At 61.4% G+C, this 17,870-nt stretch carries 16 protein-coding genes and 1 pseudogene; 5 read left to right on the top strand and 12 right to left on the bottom strand.

From position 1 onward, the window contains the following. The first annotated feature begins 68 nt into the window (after window positions 1–68). From KAK09_RS14730 to KAK09_RS14710, 5 genes are all read left to right on the top strand, one after another. Window positions 69–2,510, top strand: coding sequence for a tetratricopeptide repeat protein (locus KAK09_RS14730; RefSeq protein ID WP_210879703.1), 2,442 nt, complete (start codon window positions 69–71; stop codon window positions 2,508–2,510). Between the two features lie 129 nt (window positions 2,511–2,639). Beyond that, a complete protein-coding gene (locus KAK09_RS14725; RefSeq protein ID WP_210879702.1) occupies window positions 2,640–3,245 on the top strand; it encodes a polysaccharide biosynthesis/export family protein in 606 nt (201 codons plus the stop codon). Between the two features lie 9 nt (window positions 3,246–3,254). Continuing rightward, a complete protein-coding gene (locus KAK09_RS14720; protein ID WP_210879701.1) occupies window positions 3,255–4,664 on the top strand; it encodes a TonB-dependent receptor in 1,410 nt (469 codons plus the stop codon). Between the two features lie 169 nt (window positions 4,665–4,833). Beyond that, window positions 4,834–6,429 carry a VPLPA-CTERM-specific exosortase XrtD gene (gene xrtD / locus KAK09_RS14715; RefSeq protein ID WP_210879700.1) on the top strand — a complete coding sequence of 532 codons (1,596 nt, stop codon included), beginning with the start codon at window positions 4,834–4,836 and terminating at the stop codon, window positions 6,427–6,429. Window positions 6,430–6,495: 66 nt separating this feature from the next. Next, window positions 6,496–7,146 (top strand): rhomboid family intramembrane serine protease, encoded by a 651-nt coding sequence (locus KAK09_RS14710; RefSeq protein WP_210879699.1) that lies wholly within the window; start codon window positions 6,496–6,498, stop codon window positions 7,144–7,146. A gap of 3 nt (window positions 7,147–7,149) precedes the next feature. Here KAK09_RS14710 and KAK09_RS14705 read toward each other — a convergent pair whose 3' ends face one another. The 12 genes and pseudogenes from KAK09_RS14705 to KAK09_RS14650 all read right to left on the bottom strand — a co-directional run. After that, window positions 7,150–7,656: a glycosyltransferase gene (locus KAK09_RS14705; RefSeq protein WP_210879698.1), complete on the bottom strand. Its 507-nt coding sequence runs from the start codon at window positions 7,654–7,656 to the stop codon at window positions 7,150–7,152. Next, complete coding sequence (locus KAK09_RS14700) at window positions 7,653–8,135, bottom strand: UDP-N-acetylglucosamine--LPS N-acetylglucosamine transferase (RefSeq protein ID WP_210879697.1); 483 nt, start codon at window positions 8,133–8,135, stop codon at window positions 7,653–7,655. Before KAK09_RS14700 ends, KAK09_RS14705 begins: the two co-directional genes overlap by 4 nt. 88 nt (window positions 8,136–8,223) lie before the next feature. Beyond that, window positions 8,224–9,408 (bottom strand): polysaccharide pyruvyl transferase family protein, encoded by a 1,185-nt coding sequence (locus tag KAK09_RS14695; RefSeq protein ID WP_210879696.1) that lies wholly within the window; start codon window positions 9,406–9,408, stop codon window positions 8,224–8,226. A gap of 90 nt (window positions 9,409–9,498) precedes the next feature. Next, a complete protein-coding gene (locus KAK09_RS14690) occupies window positions 9,499–10,734 on the bottom strand; it encodes a Coenzyme F420 hydrogenase/dehydrogenase, beta subunit C-terminal domain (RefSeq protein WP_247651307.1) in 1,236 nt (411 codons plus the stop codon). A 79-nt stretch (window positions 10,735–10,813) separates the two neighbouring features. After that, on the bottom strand, window positions 10,814–11,719 hold the full coding sequence (locus tag KAK09_RS14685; protein ID WP_210879694.1) for a glycosyltransferase family 2 protein: 906 nt from the start codon (window positions 11,717–11,719) through the stop codon (window positions 10,814–10,816). Continuing rightward, a complete protein-coding gene (locus tag KAK09_RS14680) occupies window positions 11,716–12,756 on the bottom strand; it encodes a glycosyltransferase (RefSeq protein ID WP_210879693.1) in 1,041 nt (346 codons plus the stop codon). The genes KAK09_RS14685 and KAK09_RS14680 overlap by 4 nt, the downstream gene beginning before the upstream one ends. Next, window positions 12,753–14,258, bottom strand: a complete 1,506-nt coding sequence (locus tag KAK09_RS14675) for an oligosaccharide flippase family protein (RefSeq protein WP_210879692.1) — start codon at window positions 14,256–14,258, stop codon at window positions 12,753–12,755. The genes KAK09_RS14680 and KAK09_RS14675 overlap by 4 nt, the downstream gene beginning before the upstream one ends. 21 nt (window positions 14,259–14,279) lie before the next feature. Continuing rightward, a complete protein-coding gene (locus tag KAK09_RS14670) occupies window positions 14,280–15,368 on the bottom strand; it encodes a DegT/DnrJ/EryC1/StrS family aminotransferase (protein WP_210879691.1) in 1,089 nt (362 codons plus the stop codon). Beyond that, window positions 15,365–15,802 (bottom strand): sugar 3,4-ketoisomerase, encoded by a 438-nt coding sequence (locus tag KAK09_RS14665; protein WP_210879690.1) that lies wholly within the window; start codon window positions 15,800–15,802, stop codon window positions 15,365–15,367. Before KAK09_RS14665 ends, KAK09_RS14670 begins: the two co-directional genes overlap by 4 nt. 10 nt (window positions 15,803–15,812) lie before the next feature. Further along, window positions 15,813–16,343 carry a GNAT family N-acetyltransferase gene (locus KAK09_RS14660; RefSeq protein WP_210879689.1) on the bottom strand — a complete coding sequence of 177 codons (531 nt, stop codon included), beginning with the start codon at window positions 16,341–16,343 and terminating at the stop codon, window positions 15,813–15,815. A 73-nt stretch (window positions 16,344–16,416) separates the two neighbouring features. Then, window positions 16,417–17,430 carry a glycosyltransferase family 2 protein gene (locus KAK09_RS14655; RefSeq protein ID WP_210879688.1) on the bottom strand — a complete coding sequence of 338 codons (1,014 nt, stop codon included), beginning with the start codon at window positions 17,428–17,430 and terminating at the stop codon, window positions 16,417–16,419. Beyond that, window positions 17,427–17,870: pseudogene (locus KAK09_RS14650) on the bottom strand (O-antigen ligase family protein); the annotation flags it as partial. The gene KAK09_RS14655 and the pseudogene KAK09_RS14650, both read right to left, overlap by 4 nt.

The raw sequence follows: 17,870 nt of genomic DNA, 5'->3' as shown, positions 1-17,870 counted from the left end.
TCGGAGATCTTCGGGGAGCGTGATGGGGCCGGGATGCGGTGCCGGCTCAAGGATGCAAGAGTGGCGACATGATCAAACCGACTTTCCTGGCGCTTGTCACCGCGGGGCTTCTGTCCTTCTGCGATACGGCGGAAGAGCGTGCCGAGGGGCATTTCCAATCCGGCCGCGCCCTGCTGGAACAGGGCGATGTCGATCGCGCCCTCGTGGAGTTCCGCAATGTCTTCAAGCTGAACGGCATGCATCACGAGGCGCGGCTGCTTTATGCCGAGGCCGAGCGTGGGCGGGGCAATATCCGCGAGGCCTATGGCCAGTATCTGCGTCTGGTCGAGCAATATCCTGACAATTTGCCTGGTCAGCGCGCCCTGGCCGAGCTGTCGCTCGAGGTCAGTGACTGGGACGCCGCGCGCCGTCACGGCGCGGTGGCGGCCGGGCTTGCGCCGGAGGACCGCCTGGTTCAGGCCGTGAACCTCACGCTTGCCTATCGCGATGCGATCATGGGCAATGATGCGGCGGCGCGGCACGAGACGGTAATCCGGGCGCAGGCGCTTGTTTCCGAGGATCCCGGCCTGATGATCGCGCGGCGGGTGCTGATCGACGATCTCATCCGCAACCAGGACTGGACGGGGGCGCTTGCGGCCATCGACGCCGCCCTTGCCGAGGCGTCCGGAGACCGCGAGCTTTACACGCTCCGGCTGGGCGTGCTGAACCAGCTTGGCGAGACGCGCGAGATCCGTGCACAGCTTGAGGAGATGCTCGGGATCTTCCCCGACGACCCGAGCGTGCTGGCGACGCTGGTGCGCTGGTATCTCTCGCAAGGCGACATCGAGGCGGCCGATGCGTTTCTGCGCGCCCGGGCCGATTCGGGCACGGTCGAGGATATCACCACCTATATCCGCTTCCTGTCCGAGGTGCGCGACCGCGCGACCGCGTTGGCCGAACTGGAGCGTATCCTGGCCGGGGATCCGCCGGCGCGCGCGCAACTGACCGCGCTGCGCGCCGGGTTCCGCTTTGATCTGGGGGAACGGGATGCGGCCATCTCCGGGATGGAAGGGCTGATCGGCGGGATGGCCCCTTCGGACGAGCGGCGCAGCATCATGGTCATGCTGGCGCGGATGCTTGATGCGACCGGCAACAATGTCGGCGCGCGCGCCCTGATCGAGGAGGTGCTCGAACAGGACCGGAGCCAGGTCGAGGCGCTCAAGATGCGGGCGGGCTGGCTGATCGAGAGCGACCGCACCGACGAGGCGATCGTCGCGCTGCGCACGGCGCTTGGCGCGGCGCCCAATGACGCGCAGGCGATGACGCTGATGGCGCAGGCCCATGAACGCGCGGGCAATCGCGACCTGATGGCCGAGATGCTGAGCCGCGCGGTCGAGGCCTCGCGCAATGCGCCCGAGGAATCGCTGCGCTATGCGCGCTACCTTATCTCGCAGGGCAACCGGCGGACGGCCGAAACCGTGCTGATCAATGCGCTGCGGCTGGCCCCCGACAGTATCGCCCTGCTGGGCGGCCTGGGAGATGTCCATCTGGGCGAGCGGGACTGGCCGCGCCTGGATCAGGTGATCGAGACGCTGCGCCGCCATTCCGACCGCGTCACCGCCGGGCAGATCGCCAACGAGCTGACCGCGCGCCGGCTTGCCGCGCAGGACCGTCAGGACGAGCTCATGAGCTTTCTCGACGGGCTGGCGGGGGACGGGGCGGGCGGCATGGCGGCAGCGGCGGCGATCGTGCGCACCCGCCTGACCCAGGGCGATGAAGAGGGCGCGCGCACCTATGCGCGCGAGACGCTCGCGGCCAATCCCGACGATCTGAACGCGCGCTTCCTGCTGGCCTCGGTGCAGGCGGTGACCGGAGAGCGCGCGGCGGCACAGGCGGCGTTTCGCGATCTGACCCTGGCCGCGCCGCAGGATCCGCGATTCTGGCTGGCCCTCTACAGCATCAGCGCGGCGCAGGAGGATCCGGCGGCGGCCCGGCAGGCGCTCGATGACGGCCTTGCGATCCTGCCCGGGAACCTGCGGCTCAATTGGGCGCTGGCCGGCATGTTCGAGAGCGAGGGCGATATCGAGGGGGCGATTGCCATCTATGACCGGCTTTATGCCGCCAACAGCAGCAACCTGATCATCGCCAACAATCTGGCCAGCCTGCTGGCGACCGGGCGCGAGGATGCCGAAAGCCTGACGCGCGCCCATGAGATTGCCCGGCGGTTGCGTGGGCGCGAGGTGCCGGCCTTTCAGGACACCTATGGCTGGATCGCCTTCCGCCGTGGTGATCTCGACTCGGCGCTTGGCGCGCTGGAACCGGCGGCAGCGGGGCTGCCGGGGGATGCGTCGGTGCAGTATCACCTGGCGCGCACCTATGCCGCGCTTGGCCGCGAGGCCGAGGCGCTGGCGCAGTTCCGCAAGGTGATCGAGATCGTGGGCGACGGCCCGCGGCCCGGTTTCATGGCCGAGGTCGAGGCCGAGATCGCGCGTCTGGCGACCGTGACAGAGGAGGGCGCGACGCGGGAGTGACGGGAAATCACCGCCCGAGCGCTACAAATCTGCCGCAGGCGCGTGTTTTCTTTCTTTTGCCTGTTTTGGCACATCGTAAAATGACGTAGATTCAACACAAAATGAGACATCACGGGACAGAGGCACAGCATGATCAGGTTTCTGACGGCATTTTTCCTGATGGCGGGTCTGGCCGGGGTCGCCACCGCGCAAAGCGGCTATCGCATCCAGCCGGGCGATACGCTTCAGATCGAGGTTCTTGAGGATCCGAACCTCAACCGCAATGTTCTGGTGCTGCCGGATGGCTCGATCAGCGTGCCGCTGGTGGGCACCGTGCGGGCCGGCGGTCGCAATGTCGACAGCGTGGCGCAGACGCTCACCTCGGAACTGGCCGGCAATTTCGCCGTGGCGCCGACGGTGCTTGTCTCGGTGGCGGCCCTCGCCCCGAGAGATCTTCGCCGGCAGGCAGAGCCCAACCTGATGAATGTCTATATCGTCGGCGAGGTCAATCAGCCCGGTCGCAAGGAGGTGCTGCCCGGCACCACGCTCATCCAGTTCCTGGCCGAGGCGGGCGGACTGTCGCGCTTTGCCGCCGAGAAACGCATCCAGCTGCGCCGGGTCGATCCGGCCAGCAACCAGGAAACCGTCTACCGCTTCAACTATCGCACCATGGGCGGGGCGGACAGCATCAGCGGCACGACGGTGCTGGCCCCGGGCGACGTGATCGTTGTGCCGGAGCGGCGCCTTTTCGAGTAAGGGCGCGCCGTGAAACCCATGCGCTTTCTGATCGGCGGCGGATGCCTGTCCGTGCTTGCGCTCGGCACCGGGCCGATGCTGGCGCAGCAGCTGGGCAGCCCCGAGACGGGCGGGCCGGTGCTGCGCTTCGGGATCGGTTCGACGCTGAGTGCCACGGACAATTACAATCTCGATCCCAATAACGGCGATAACGCCACGCTCTTCGACACGCGGTTGTCCTTCGGTTATCTGAACCGGCGTGCCAATGACGTTCTGCGGCTCGATCTCAGCGGGCTCTTGCGCGCCAATGAGCCGCCCGGCGGCAGCTCTGTCCTCGACGATCGCAATGCCCGGTTGGGCTATGATCGGGACGGGGTGAACAGCCGGCTCAGCTTTGGCGCGGATTACAGTTTCGCCTCGGTCGATTCCCTCGATCCTTTCGATGACCGGTTTTTCATCGATGATCCGCTCGACCCGAGCGACCTGACCCGCGATCGCGGCGACCGCGAGCAGTTCGGCGCGCGGTTTTCCCTTGAAAGCGGTCTGACCGATCCGGTCGGGTTCCGGCTGGACGGACGCTATCGCAGGCAGGATTTCAGCGACACCAACGATCCCGATCTGTTTGACACCGAGATTTTCAACCTGACCGGCACGACGCGCGTCACCCTCAGCCCGGTCACCGAAGGGCGGGTGGTGCTGCGCTACGAGGATTATTCCGCCGAGGATGTGCCGCAGACCGACCGGGTGACCGGCAGCGTCAATCTGGGACTGACACAGGCGCTGTCGCAGATCGACACGTTCGACATTCTCATCGGCTATCAGCAGATCGAGACCGAGGAGACCATCGGCGGCCTGCGCCAGACCGACACCAATACCGGATTCATCGGCAGTCTCGCGCTCGAGCGCGAGCTGACCCGGGGCATGATCGGCACCAGCTTCGATCTGCGCGAAAGCGTGAACGGGCGCACGGCCACATGGCTTGTCAATCGCGCCATGCCGCTGCCACGTGGCGGGCTGGCGTTCAGTCTTGGTGCCACCAGCGATGTCGATGACACGATCCGCCCGGTGGGTAGCCTTGCCGTCACCCACGAGATGGCGCGCAGCACGCTCACCGCCTCGCTCGAGCGGCAGGTCACCACCAGTTCGCGCTCGAACGAATTGCGCACCACCCGCGCCTCGGTGAATTACACCTACGAGATCAACGAGATCTCGGATCTGGGCTTTTCGGTCAATGTTGCCGATCTGGATCGGGCAGGCGGCCCTGCGGTGAACGACACCACCCGCGCCGATCTGCGCGCCACCTATTCGCGCGCTCTCACGCCGGACTGGCGGCTGTCTTCGGGCTATGAATTCCGCATGCGCGACGAAGAGAATATCGGCACTGCCACCTCGAACCGGGTGTTCCTGACGCTCGAGCGGGAGTTCGTCCTGCGCCCCTGAGACCGGGGCGCCGCGCCTTTTGGGGAAACAGTCTGTTCCGCCGCCCTCCAACCCGCCCTCGCCCCCGGTTTTGAATCGCCTTTGCCCCAAATTTCCGTTAGAAATCTGGTATGGACGGCGGCTGTTGGCCGTTCTTGACAGAGTGCTGCGGGTAAGGGAGCGGGATGACATGTCGGTAACCGATCAGGTCGGCTTCGGGGTTTTTGCCCGGCCGCTCAATCCGGCGGGGCTGTTCTGGTTCATGCTGCTTGTCCTCGGCTCGATCCCGATCTTCTGGATCGGCTTCGTATCGCTGGCGCAGGCCTGGTCCACCGCCGAATACAGCCACGGGCCGCTCATTCCGCTCATCTCGCTTTATCTCTTCCTGCGCGAGATGCGCCGCCTGCCGCCGCCTCGACCGGTCGTGCATGACCGCGCGCCGGGCCTCATCGTGATCACGCTCGCCTTGCTCGTGGCCATTGCCGGCAATCTGACGCGCATCCCCGATATCGTCACCTATGGTTTCATCCTCTGGGTGGGCGGTGTGGTGCTGACGATCTTCGGCTGGGAGCGCGGCAAGAAGCACCAGCTGGGCGTGGTGCATCTGGTCTTCATGCTGCCGCTGCCGCAGTTCATCTATCTCAAGATGACCATCTTCCTGCAGACCATTTCCTCGGAGATCGGCGTCTGGTTCGTGGCGCTGATGGGGGTGCCGGTCTATCTCGAAGGCAATGTGATCGATCTTGGCATCTACAAGCTACAGGTGGCCGAAGCCTGTTCCGGGCTGCGCTATCTCTTTCCGATCCTGAGCTTTTCCTATCTTTTCGCGATCCTCTATCGCGGGCCTCTCTGGCACAAGGTGGTGCTGCTGCTGGCCGCCGCGCCGCTCACCGTGCTGATGAATTCCTTTCGCATCGGCGTCATCGGCGTGCTGGTCAACAGCTACGGGATCGAACAGGCCGAGGGCTTCCTGCATTATTTCGAAGGCTGGGTGATCTTTGGCGCCTGTATCGCGATCCTCTTTCTCATGGCCGTGGCGCTGCAACGGCTGACGCCCAATCCCAAGCCGCTCTCGGAGGCGATCGATCTCGACACCTCCGGCTTTGGTGCCATCGCCGCCCGCATTACCGGCATCCGCGCCTCGCGCGGGCTGGCCCTGGGCGCGCTGCTGACGCTGGCGGTCTCGGCGGGCTGGGTGCTGCAACAGGGCAAGGAACCCGCGCCGCTCGACCGCGATCCCTTCGCGCTCTACCCGCGGCAGATGGGGGAATGGTCGGCCACCTTCTCGATGCTGGAGCCGGATATCGAGCAGGTGCTGGGGGCCACCGACTATCTCGTCTCCTCGTTCCGCAACCCGGCCGAGACGGCCCCGGTCGAGCTGTTCATGGCCTTCTATGACAAGCAGACCGAGGGCAGCGGCATCCATTCCCCCGAGGTCTGCCTGCCCTCGGGCGGCTGGGAGATCTTCCGCTTCGAGACCGTGCCCGTGGACATGTCCGGCACCGGCTATGGCACCTTCAACGTCAACCGCGCGGTGATCCAGAAGGGCCTGTCGCAACAACTGGTCTATTACTGGTTCGAACAGCGCGGCAAACGTATCACCAACGATTTCAAGGCCAAGATGAGCGTGGTCTATGACAGCCTGACCATCGACCGCACCGACGGCGCCATCGTGCGCTACATCACCCCGATCCTTGTCGGCGAACCCGAAGACGCGGCCGACGAGCGGTTGCAGCGGCTGATGCGCGAGAGCCTGCCGAGGCTGCCCCGGTTTGTGCCGGGGTGATGTCTCGGGACATGAACGGCGGGCTCTCCACTTGAGTTTCCCACCCTGCTGGCGCATCCAGTAAGGATGGAGACCCGCCCCCCCCTGCCTGCGCACCGTGCCATCCTTGCCAGTCATGGGGTGTTGATCATCATCCTCATAATCTGCGTGGCCATTGAGATGACTTTGCAGGGGGCGGATTTCGGGCTCTGGGGCTCGCCGCGCTGGCGGGGGTTGGCCTATCAGAATGGTGGGTTCTGGCGGGGACTTCTGGACAACTGGCGGCCCAACTATGCGGCACAGCCGGTGACGATGTTCGCCAGCTACGGGTTTCTGCACGGGGGTCTTGTCCATCTTCTGGTCAACATGATCACCCTGGCCTCGCTGGGGCGGCTGGTGATCGAGCGGGCGGGGCAAGGGCGTTTCGCGGCGATCTATGCGCTCTCGCTGCTGGGGGGGGCCGTGGGCTTTGCCCTGCTCTCCACCGCCGTGCAGCCGATGGTGGGCGCTTCGGGGGCGCTTTTTGGTCTGGTGGGGGCGCTGGTCGGCTGGGACTATGCCGCGCGGCGCCTGGCGCGGGCAGGCATCGGGCCGGTGCTGCGGGTGATCGGGCTGCTCGTGCTGCTCAATCTGGTGATGTATTGGGGGATGGCGGGCAACCTCGCCTGGGAGACCCATCTGGGCGGGTTCCTTACCGGCTGGGTGGCGGGATGGTGGCTGCGGGAACGACCGCAATAGGGACTAAGTTTGCCCGGTCAGGATGAACTTCCGCAAGTTGTCCGTGAAGCCCCTATCGGCGAAGAGACCGATTGCCTCTGGGCGGGATGATCCGATCGATCGCATGGCCGCGTCGAGACGGGTCGGCAGCTCATGCTCGTCACGAGCCTTGAACAGCCCGGGGTAATCCTTCAGCCGCTCGACGGTGGCGAACTGATGATCGTTCCTGTGTTCGTTGTATTTTACCTGCCGGGGCATGATGCAGATCTGCTTGCCCCGGGTGAGGGCCGTGAGGATCGTGCCCATCCCGGCATGGGAGATGATGAGTCGGGCCTTGTCGAATATCTCGGCATAATCGCGCGGTGAAAGCCGTTCCCTGGTGTCGAAATTTCGCGGCCGGTAAGGGCCATGAGTGGCGGGCAGAACCTGCGCGAAAATCTCGCATCCAGGTTTCGCTTTCTCGACCCAGTCATCCACGGCACGCACAAGCCGGTCAAAGGGCAGTTGCGTGCCGGTTGTCAGGAAGATCAAAGCACCGATCCCATGTAATGCGGTCCTTCGGGGCGGGCCAGATGCTCCCATTGCGTGAGCCAGAGATCGGCGTATTTCCCGACCTCCCGTCCCGATTTCGAGAGCGTCTCGGCATTGGCCATGCTGTCGATCCAGATGGTGCGTGCCCCGAAGAGCTTGCCAAAGCGCAGGGCGAAATAGCCCGGCGCTGCCCCTGTGGTAATAATCACATCGGGACGATAGCGCAGAACTACAAGGAGAACCTCGAACAGCTGGCGAAGGAGACGACCCTTTTCAGAGAGATTGGCATCGGTGACCGAAGCGAATGTCGCGGGCGGGCTGCCATCTTCCCGGGTCACGGTCGCAACGATATCGGCAAGTCCCGGCTCGGTGCTCAGATAGATGACCGGGAGCCCGCGCCAGGCCATACGCAGCCTCATCAACTGCACCCAATGCCCCCCGGCTGACGCCACCACCATGAGCTTTGGCTGAGAGGACATGTTGCATTCCTTTTGCCGAAATAATTTGGATGAAGAATGGCTCTTTACAGTATATTCCAAGGATAGGTGAAAGGACTGGCCATGGCAATCATGCCCGGGGCGCCCCTTTCTGTCTGGCCATCTGTACCATCAGATCGCCAAGCGCGGCCTCGTATCGGGCGAGTTTCTCAAGCCCCGTCGCCAGCGCTGCCTTCTGGCTTTGCACCAGTTCCGCACGGCGCCCGTAGGCGTCAAATACCCGCGCCATGATTTCTTCGGCGCTCTGGCTGGTGCAATCCACCGTCTCGTTATAGCCCAAGGCTCCGAAGAGGCCCGCGAACTTGCGGCTGTAGGCCATGGGCACCACCGGCACGCCCGCCGAGAACGCCGCAATGCAGGCATGCATGCGCGCGCCCATGAAGAAATCCATCCCCGCGATATAGCTCTTGGCCTCCGAAGGCGAGGTGAAGCCAGGGGCGACGGTGACGGAGGGAAATTCCTTTTGCAGTTTCAGACTCGCGGCATAGTCATCCTCGACGCCACCGCTCCGCCAGGAAATCACATGCGGCACGAGATGGATCTCGCAAAGTTCAGGGTGGTCGCTGAAGCGGCGCAGAATATCGCGGATCAGTTGCGGGTAATTCATTTGCAGCCTGAACATGTTGTTGCCGGTATAACCCCCGTTCATCAGCAGGCCCGAGACGTTGAGGCCCACCCGGACCGGCCCTCCCTCAGATCGCGGCGAAGGCGGGTCATAGGGCAGCCGCAGCGCCACGTCAGAGGCTTCGATGATCTCGCCCTTGATCCCCATCTCCCGCAGACAGGCGGTTGAGAGGCTGTCACGCGTGGTGGTGATGGCCGAAAGGCGGATCGACTGACGGGCAAGGAAGGTCGAAAGTCGGTGCCGGAACGGCCCGAAGGTCTGCGGGGCCAGCACCAGCGGCCGACGCGCCAGATGGGTAAGGTATTTCATCAGCAGCATCTGGGTCAGGCGGCGAGGCCCATAGATATCGGCGAAACTGTCGCCGCCGCCAATATCGATCACCAGATCTGCGGCCCGAACCGCGCGGAAGAAATCGAGCGGCTTGCGCAGGGGCCGGGTGGCCCGGATCCTGATATCCGCGCCCGTCACATAGGGCGGGCGTTCGGCGAGACTGTCGATCACCGTGATGGCGACGGGGATGCCGCGTGCCTCCGCGATGCCGCGCAGGATCGCCACCTCCGAAACGCTCAGCGCCCCGACTCCCATGTTGTCATTGCTGGCTGAGTGGAAGATCAGGGCAATCTTGAGCATCGGGCATCCTGAATGGGTCATGAAAATGGCGTCACCAGAACCGGGTCGCACAGCCTTGTGACACTGATAAGGCCGTTGGGCCAGCCCTGACTATCCCCGCCCGGTCATCCGGCGTCGGAGAACCCGGCGCGCCATGCCGAGGAAATTCTTCAGGTTGCGCAGGATCGGGTTTTCGCGGGCTGCCTGCCAGAGATGGAGGCCTGCATAATGCGGCACGGGCTGCCCGGCGAGCCGCAGCGCGAGAAGCCGGGCCAGAAGTGCGCGCCGCCGCTCGCGCTGTCCGGGCTGGATCGCGGCCAATTCGCCGACATCGAAAGGCGCGGTTTCGATCCGCCCTGCGGCGATGGCCTCTTGCAGGATCCGTGCCCCGAGCGCCGTGCGGCTGACGACCAGGCTCACACCCTCGGCCTCGTCAAAGACCGGATAGCCCCTGGCATCGCTTTCCCAGGCATCGGCGCAGACCAGATCGGCGGCCTTGCCGGTGCCATCGGCGCAGATCTTGCAGCGATGCTGCACATGGTTCGACAGGATCCCGCCCCAACTGTCGTGATAGCTCATCGAACGCTCGCTGCCATCGCTGAGCCTGGCCGTGGCCCGTCCCGGCCAGCCCTGCCCGCGATAGCGAAAGCGCGTCACCTCATCCGGCCCGGTTCCGAGGGCGGCCAGCACCGCGCGTGCCCCGGTCTCTGATGGGACGCCCGCGCAGAAAAAGGACAAAAGCACCGGAAAGGCCGCAGCCACCTCGGGCCTTTCCGCGCTCAGCACCCTGAGCGCCGCCACATCGCAGGGCTTGCCGACAAAAGCGTGGCGCTTGCCGGTCGCTACAAGCTCTGACAGGCGCGCAAGCGGGGCCGAGGGCGCATAGCGCGATCCGGCGGCCGCAAGGATGCCCGCGCGGTCCGTGCTGATCACCGTGCGGTTGGCGATCGGGTTTTCCGGATCGGCGGCGATCTGCACCACAGCCTCGATCTCGCCACTTTCAAGCAGATGCAACAACACCCCCGAAAGCGCCCCGCCCGACGCCCCGGAAAAACGCAATTCTGGGTCGGTGGCCCAGCCCGTGCGCATCTTCAGATACGGCCCCCAGAGCACATGATCGGTGCGCCCCCGGGCCTCTACCTTCTGTCCAAGCGCGGGACAGAACCGCGAAAACGAGTCCTCCTCCTCGGCGGTCAAAGGCGCACGCTGTCGGGGTCGCAGAAAACCGGGCGGGGCCATCTCCACCCCGATCTTGTCGGGGAACATCCCCCCACAGGCCCCGCAACCGGCACAGAGATCGCCACGGGCGATGCGGCGCAGGGCCGGGCTTGGTTGGGGGGACTGCATGGGCGGTGTCCTTCTGGGCGAAAGCTCTGTTACCTGAGAATGGTGCATGGACACAGGACATGTCGCCGACTTCATGTGCTCACATGGAAAGCCGGTTCATAATATATCGTAACCAGGTTTTGGCATGTAACGGGCGCGCGGTGATTGCATTGCGCAGAAGAACAGCGCCACGCCGTTTCGTGTTGCCGCGTTTGCCGATATGATATCCCAGCCTCGCCCAGTGCTCGGCCAGAATCTCCCGTGGGACGCCCCGTCTTTTCATCTTGTTGGTCACGATGAACTGGCTGTAATGGCTCTTCCGGACATTCGCCGAGATACTGTCGGTTTGTAGGTAGGTGCTGACCAGCGGCGTATCGACAAAGGCAAAGGATCCTGTTTCCGCCAATCGCGAGAAGAAATCCCAATCCTGGTCCGAGCGCAGCTTTTCGTCGAACCCGCCGAGGCGCTGCGCCGCCGCGCGGGTGCAGATCGCAGTTTGTGGGCTGACGAGGTTGCGCTGCCACAACACCTCGTGCAGATCCCCCTCGAGTACGGTTTCATCCGGGCCGGGCACGCAGGCTACGCGCCGTTTGCCCCGGTGAAACGCCGGATCGCGACCGTAGACGATCTTGATGCAATAGATGCAGACGCAATCGGGCGGAGCGGCGGCGAGACGCGCCATCTGTTGCGAGAGCTTGCCGTCGAGCCATTCGTCGTCACTGTCCTGAAAGGCGATGAACGCGCCGCGCGCAGCCTGAATGCCGGTATTGGTCGCCCCCGCCACGCCTTTATTGCGATCATGGCGGATAACGCGCAGCCGCGGATCGGCTACGCCCTTCAGCAGTTCGGTGGTACCATCGGTCGAGGCATCGTCGACCACGATCAGCTCGATCTCGCGGTAATCTTGGCTGAGCACGCTGTTGATTGCCCGCAAGAGCGTACGCGCGCGATTGTAGGTAGGCAGGATGACGGAAATAGATTTGTGGTCTTGAATGCCCTCTGTCATTTGTGTGGCAATTCCGATTCGTACAGCCCTTGATTCTTAAGTTGTCTTTTTATGTTCCAATTTGCGTATGGAATGTATAAAAAATCAAAAACATATCTGGTCCAGTCTTTTAGGGGGCGGATGGTTTTGTGTCTATGTGAGATGCGAAGTGCATCAGGAAGACTCAGTATCATACGCACTTTATTCAACTCTGCAATCATTATGGAGTACTCTAAAATTTTTTGTCTATTTGAGCAAATAGAATAGATAATTTTTTTTTTGCCTCCCCAATCCTCAATCCTGCCTAGGACATATCTATCCGTTTCAAGATCCCATTTTCTACTTTTTAGACCTCCTCCATAAAGATAATTTCTGCCGATACTCTCCTCTGTTTTTTTAGTTGACCCGCCACTTCTGTGTTTTACGAGACTACTTTGAACGTAATAAATTTTTCCTACTATTGAGGCCATAAAAGGGATTATGTGGTCTTCGATTGACAGATCGCCCCCAATAGGTCCAAATGTATCGAAAATTTCTCGATCCCAAGCTGCTGTTGCCCCGATAACCCAGCTAAAGTTTAATATTATGTCTTCTGGTGATTGGTTGTGAATTATTTTCTGCGGAGGCGTTCTAACGCCAAAATCATCTCCCTCCAAGTCAATTCTTCGGGCCGAAGAGTGCAATAGCTTTATTGTTCTGTTTGATTTTCGCCATATCTCAGCAAGTATGGATGTTCTCTCCGGCAGCGACACATCATCTCCCGCATTCACCACAATAAAATCACCTGAAACCATTTCCATCACTCGGTCGATATGCGGTACCAGCCCCAGGTTGGACATGTTCCGATTGAGCACCACCTTGTGCGGTCCATTATAGGCTGCCGCCATCTCCTGCATGATCTGATAGGTGCGGTCTGACGAGCAATCGTCCGACAGGATGATCTCCAGCGGCTCATAGGTCTGCGAAAATGCCCCCTCGATCGCTTCGCGGATGAAACGTTCCTGATTGTAGGCAATGACTGCAAAGGTCACTAGCGGGCGTTCTGTCATCTCGGTCATCTGACGTTCCTGATCGGCCAGCCAAGCAATTCATAGACCCGTGCTACCTTTGAAACAAGGCGTCCGTGCGACCCGATCTTGGCAATCACCACATGTCCGCCCCAGAGCGCCACGATGATACCGAGGCCGAGGGAGGCCAGCGCCCCAGCTATCGGAAAAGCCAAAGACAACACCAGAAGCACCGAGGCCAGCAGCACATGCAATCCGAGCAGGCGAAGCGAGAGTGGCTGCCAACGGAAGCCTTGGAGGCGGTGTGCGAGAAACGCTACAATCATGAAATAAAAGATATAGGAAAAAAGAAAGCCAGTCCCTACTATACTCAGACCAAGCAGCGGAAGACCAAAAAACAAAAAACCGATAAAAAAGACGTTGAAGGCGATTTCCAAGAGAAGGAAGATTCCAGAACGCGCGGCAGCCACGAATGCAAAACTAAGGGCCCAGGACGCGAGTTTGAAAACATTGCCCACGGTTTGCCACTGTAAGATCGTCACAGCCGGATCGAAGGCGGGGGAATAGAGTAGTCGGATCAGCCAGGGTGCGCAGCCAATCAGGATCAGGAGGAGCGGCCCGCCAAGTGCGAGGGCTAGTTGTATCTGATCATTCATCAATTGCATTGCCGCGTCACGATCGCGAATGACTGCAGTCAGGCGGGGAAAATAATCCGCCCCCATAGCCTGCAGCAGAAAGCCTACGTAGATCATCGTGATGCTCCAGGCCGCCGCGAAATATCCGGCGGCCTCTAGTCCCAATTCCTGCGTGATCCAAGCCCGAACCAACAGCAGGGTAGCAATCGTCACCAGCGATCCGATCATGAACACCACGCCAAGTTTCACCATCGGCAGCCAAGCACGCCAGATATCGCCCGGCGTCATGCGCACCGTGTCGGGAGGTGGCAACCGGAGGGTATAGCGCAGGGCGATCAGGATACCTGTAGCGGGGGGGGCCAGTATCAGCCAGATCAGCCCGCTTTCCCCCAGAATTACCACGCCCCCTAGCCCGACGAGTGTTCCCACAAATGTACCCCAGACCGTGACACGCCCCAGATCACCAATGTGGCGCATGCCTTGAAGCAGCGTGGTTTGTGAACTGCCAAGCAAGAAGAGAAAGACGGCGACGCCGACAAGGCCCACCTCGGTCGCATGGTCGGCGCTGCCCAGAAGCCACTCCGCCACAGGCACACGCGCGATCCAGATCAGTGCCATCGCGATGACACCCTGTATCAACAGTGCGCCCAGCAGCACACGGCGCACACGTGAGAGCGTTTCCGGTTCACCTTTTGCCGCCGACAACTCGCGCACGCCGCTGGAACTCAGGCCAAGGCCCGCACCCAGCGACGCCATCTCTCTCAGATTGTTGAACATGCTCAGAAGGCCAATGCCGGAAGGACCCAGCAGCACCGCTACCACCTTTGCCCTCAGGATGGTGATGACAATGCGCACGGCCTGCGCGCTGCCAATGATCGCCATGGATCTGAGAAGACCGCGAGAGTTGATTTCAGTCATCCCACACTCGGCGCAGAGGAGTTACACTAAGCACTTACCACAAACGTCCTGAACCCTGTCTAGGGTCATATGCGGCCCCATTGGCAAACTCAGCACCTCACCGGCCAGTCGTTGCGCCAGAGGCAGAGCCTCCGGCGCGATACCAAGGCCGGCATAGGCCGTCTGCATATGCGGCGGAATCGGATAGTGGATCAGTGTGCCGACTCTCGCCTCTGTCAACCGTGCCTGCAGCGCATCACGCGCGGTACTGCGAACCACATAGAGGTGCCAGACGGGCTCGGCCCAGTCGGGCACATGTGGCAGGATGAGGCCGCTATCTGCAAGACCTTCCTCATAGGCAGCGGCCACTGCGCGGCGGCGCGCGGTCCATTTGTCCAGAACCGCGAGCTTCACCCGCAGCACCGCAGCCTGTATCGGATCGAGTCGGGAATTCACACCTGGTTCCTCATTCACGTACTTTTGCCGAGAACCATAATTGCGCAGCAGGGCCACACGTCCCGCCAGAACCGGATCATCGGTTGTGAGAGCCCCGGCATCACCGAGCGCACCCAGGTTCTTGCCCGGGTAAAAGCTCCAGCAAACGATATCGCCATGCGCCCCGATCCGCTTGCCTTTGTAGCGCGCGCCATGCGCCTGCGCCGCATCTTCGACCACGCGCAGATTATGGCGTCTAGCAATGCCGAGGATCGGGTCCAGATCGGCGGGCTGACCATAGAGATGTACAGGCAGAATGGCCCGGGTGCGGGGCGTGATTGCCGCGTCGATGCGGGCAGGGTCTATATTGTGGGTGGCAGGGTCGGGCTCTACCGGCACCGGCGTCGCGCCGACGCCCGAGACAGCGAGCCAGGTGGCGATATAGGTATTCGAGGGCACGATCACCTCATCCCCCGCTCCAATATCGAGCGCGCGAAGGGCCAGGGTCAACGCGTCGAGCCCGTTGGCCACGCCGACCGCATGAGCGGCCTCGCAATAGGCGGCCCATTCCGCCTCGAATGCCTCGACCTCGGAGCCAAGGACATACCAGCCGCTATCGAGCACACGGGCAATGGCGGCGTCGATGCCCGGCTTGAGTTCGAGATAGGCGGCGCGCAGATCCAGAAAGGGTATCATAAGCAGGAGCTGTCCCGCACAGCCCGCAGGAACGTATCGTAATCCCGAATGTAATCCGCCTCGTCATACGGGTGCGATGCCAGAACCATGCACACGGCGCCTTGGCTGAAGGCGTCCATTTCGCGCCAGATAAGGCGGTCGATCAACACCCCCTGACGGGGGTTTCTTAGCCAAAACTCGGATTGTTCAAGGCCGTTATCGATCTTGAGCCGGAAACTTCCCGAAAGTGCAAACACGACCTGCTGCAAGACCTTGTGAGCATGCCCGCCGCGCTCGGCATCCACCGGAACATTGTAAAGATAATAGACACGCGCGATAGCAAAAGGCACATGATTGCATCCCTCAACAAAGGTCAGGTCGCCCCGTGGATCGGATACCACCGGAAGATCGATCAATCTAACGCTGCCGCTTGGCATCCTGCTTGTTACGCCCATGTGAAAGTTCCTAAGCCGTCAAGTTGTTACACAGTAAGGCGCGCATATCCAGAAACCGCTCTCGTGTGAGTTCGAAATAGAGATTCTGTGAATCGGCTCCGGTCTCGACCATGCCAAAACGCCGGTAGAAGCGAATGGCTTTGGCATTCTCCGTCTGCACATCAATATAGGCCCGTTTGAGGCCCAATTCGTCAAACCCGACCGAGAAGGACAAAATTGCACTTTCCAGCGCCGCCTTAGGCGATTTGTCGGCATTCAGGATCCAGCTGCCCCAGGTAAAGTTTTCCTGTGTGATCCCGTAGAGGCGCACGGTGCCGCAGGGCCGACCATCGAACCGTTCGATGATGTAATACAATTCTTCGCCTGCCGCCTCACGCGCCTTGTAGGCCACGATCCAGGCATGTTGATCCTCTGCCGTTCCCGTTACTGGCGAAAGATGCTGATTGTAAGCTGGATCGGTGCGCAAACCGTGAATGAAGTGGGCATCTTCCTGTGTCACCAGGCGAAGCCGGAGGCCGGGTCTGGCGATCTCGGATACCATGTTCACCACCCCTGTCTCTCGTCGTCCAAATGCAGCAGGACGTTAAACCTGATACCCATTCAAGGCAACGCCTCTACCTCTCGCACTTGTGCTCCAGTGCATCTGTTGAGCATGTTTCTTCCCACGCCCCCTGAACAATGGCCCGCGCCTCGGGTCTCCAGCCTTTCAGCCAGTATTGCCCCGCCTTGGCAAGTGTATAGGCCCAGGCAAAGGGGACGCTTGCGGGTCCGTAGCGCCTCACGAAACGCATCCGCGCCCGATGCTTGAAGTAGAGCGAGAAGGGAGAGGCGATGCGCCCATGGGTCGGCGACCCAATAGATGTTCCCGTCTTGTGATAGACACGAGCCAAAGGGCAAATCGCCAAGGGCAGATCGCCGCGCCGCATCGCCCAGTCCACCTCTTCATAGTAGAGGAAATACTCTTCAGGCAGCGGGCCCGCGGCTTCATAGAATTCGCGGCTTGCCACCATGCTGGCCCCGGTGATGAAATCGATCGCTGCGGGGTCCGGTGGTGTGGTCTCGTCGATCGAGGCATAGAGATTGACATTACTGGTCACCCCGGTCCAACGGTTGATCGTGCCGCCGTCCATCTGTATCATATCTGGCTGGTCGTAATAGGTCACGCGGCCACCCATGATTGAGAAATAGCCTGGATCATAGCGCGCGAAAGCTTCTGCTGTTCCAGGAGGCACCACGCAATCGGGATTGAGAACCCAGAAGCGGTCGATCCGTGGATCCTTGGCCAGATGCACTAATCCGATATTGACGCCTGCCGCGAAGCCGCTGTTGGTGTCGCTCCGGATAAGATGCAGGATGTCATCCCCATTCGTACTCGGCGCATATGATACAGGCTTGGGCAACAGGGTCGTAACAAAAGGCAGATCGGCGGGCAAAATGTAGTCATCCTCTCCCGACGCCCAGGCCTTGATCACATTGACGGTTTCATCGGGCGACGCGTTATCCACCACGACAACACGGAGCGCGACGCCCTTGGCTCCTGACAGGAGGGTATCCAGACAATCACGAATGACGTCTGACGAGTTGTAGGTGACAATCACGACACCCAGTATCGGCATTGCCTTGGTCATGTCAGGGCCGGAGCGGATGCGGGCTTCGCAAATCGTGTATAGGGCAAGAGTATCCGCTCTTCCGTCACCGGCCCGGATGCGTCTTCTTCGCTTCGGGGTTTTGCGGTTATGAACCAGACGCCCGCGCCGAAAATGAAGAACACAAAGGAATAGATGTTCGTCCAGACATGAACCGTGCTCAGCGTGAAGGAAAGCCCCATGAAGGTGAACACCCAGGCCCGGCGAAAATTCAAAAGCACAGGATCGGTGTCAAAGTTTCGACGCATTACTCGAAAGAGACCCAAGGCATAACCTGTGGCTACCAGAAGAAAGCCAGGAATGCCATAGCGAACGGCCATGACAAGCCAGAAATTGTCCATGCTACCCGAGAACATATACCAGGGACGAACCCAATCATTCAGGCCAATACCAAAGACAGGATTGGCCCAGACATTCACCAT

The organism is Roseovarius autotrophicus (assembly GCF_018069895.1).
Lineage (GTDB): Bacteria > Pseudomonadota > Alphaproteobacteria > Rhodobacterales > Rhodobacteraceae > Roseovarius > Roseovarius autotrophicus.
This window is presented reverse-complemented; position numbering and strand designations above follow the sequence as displayed.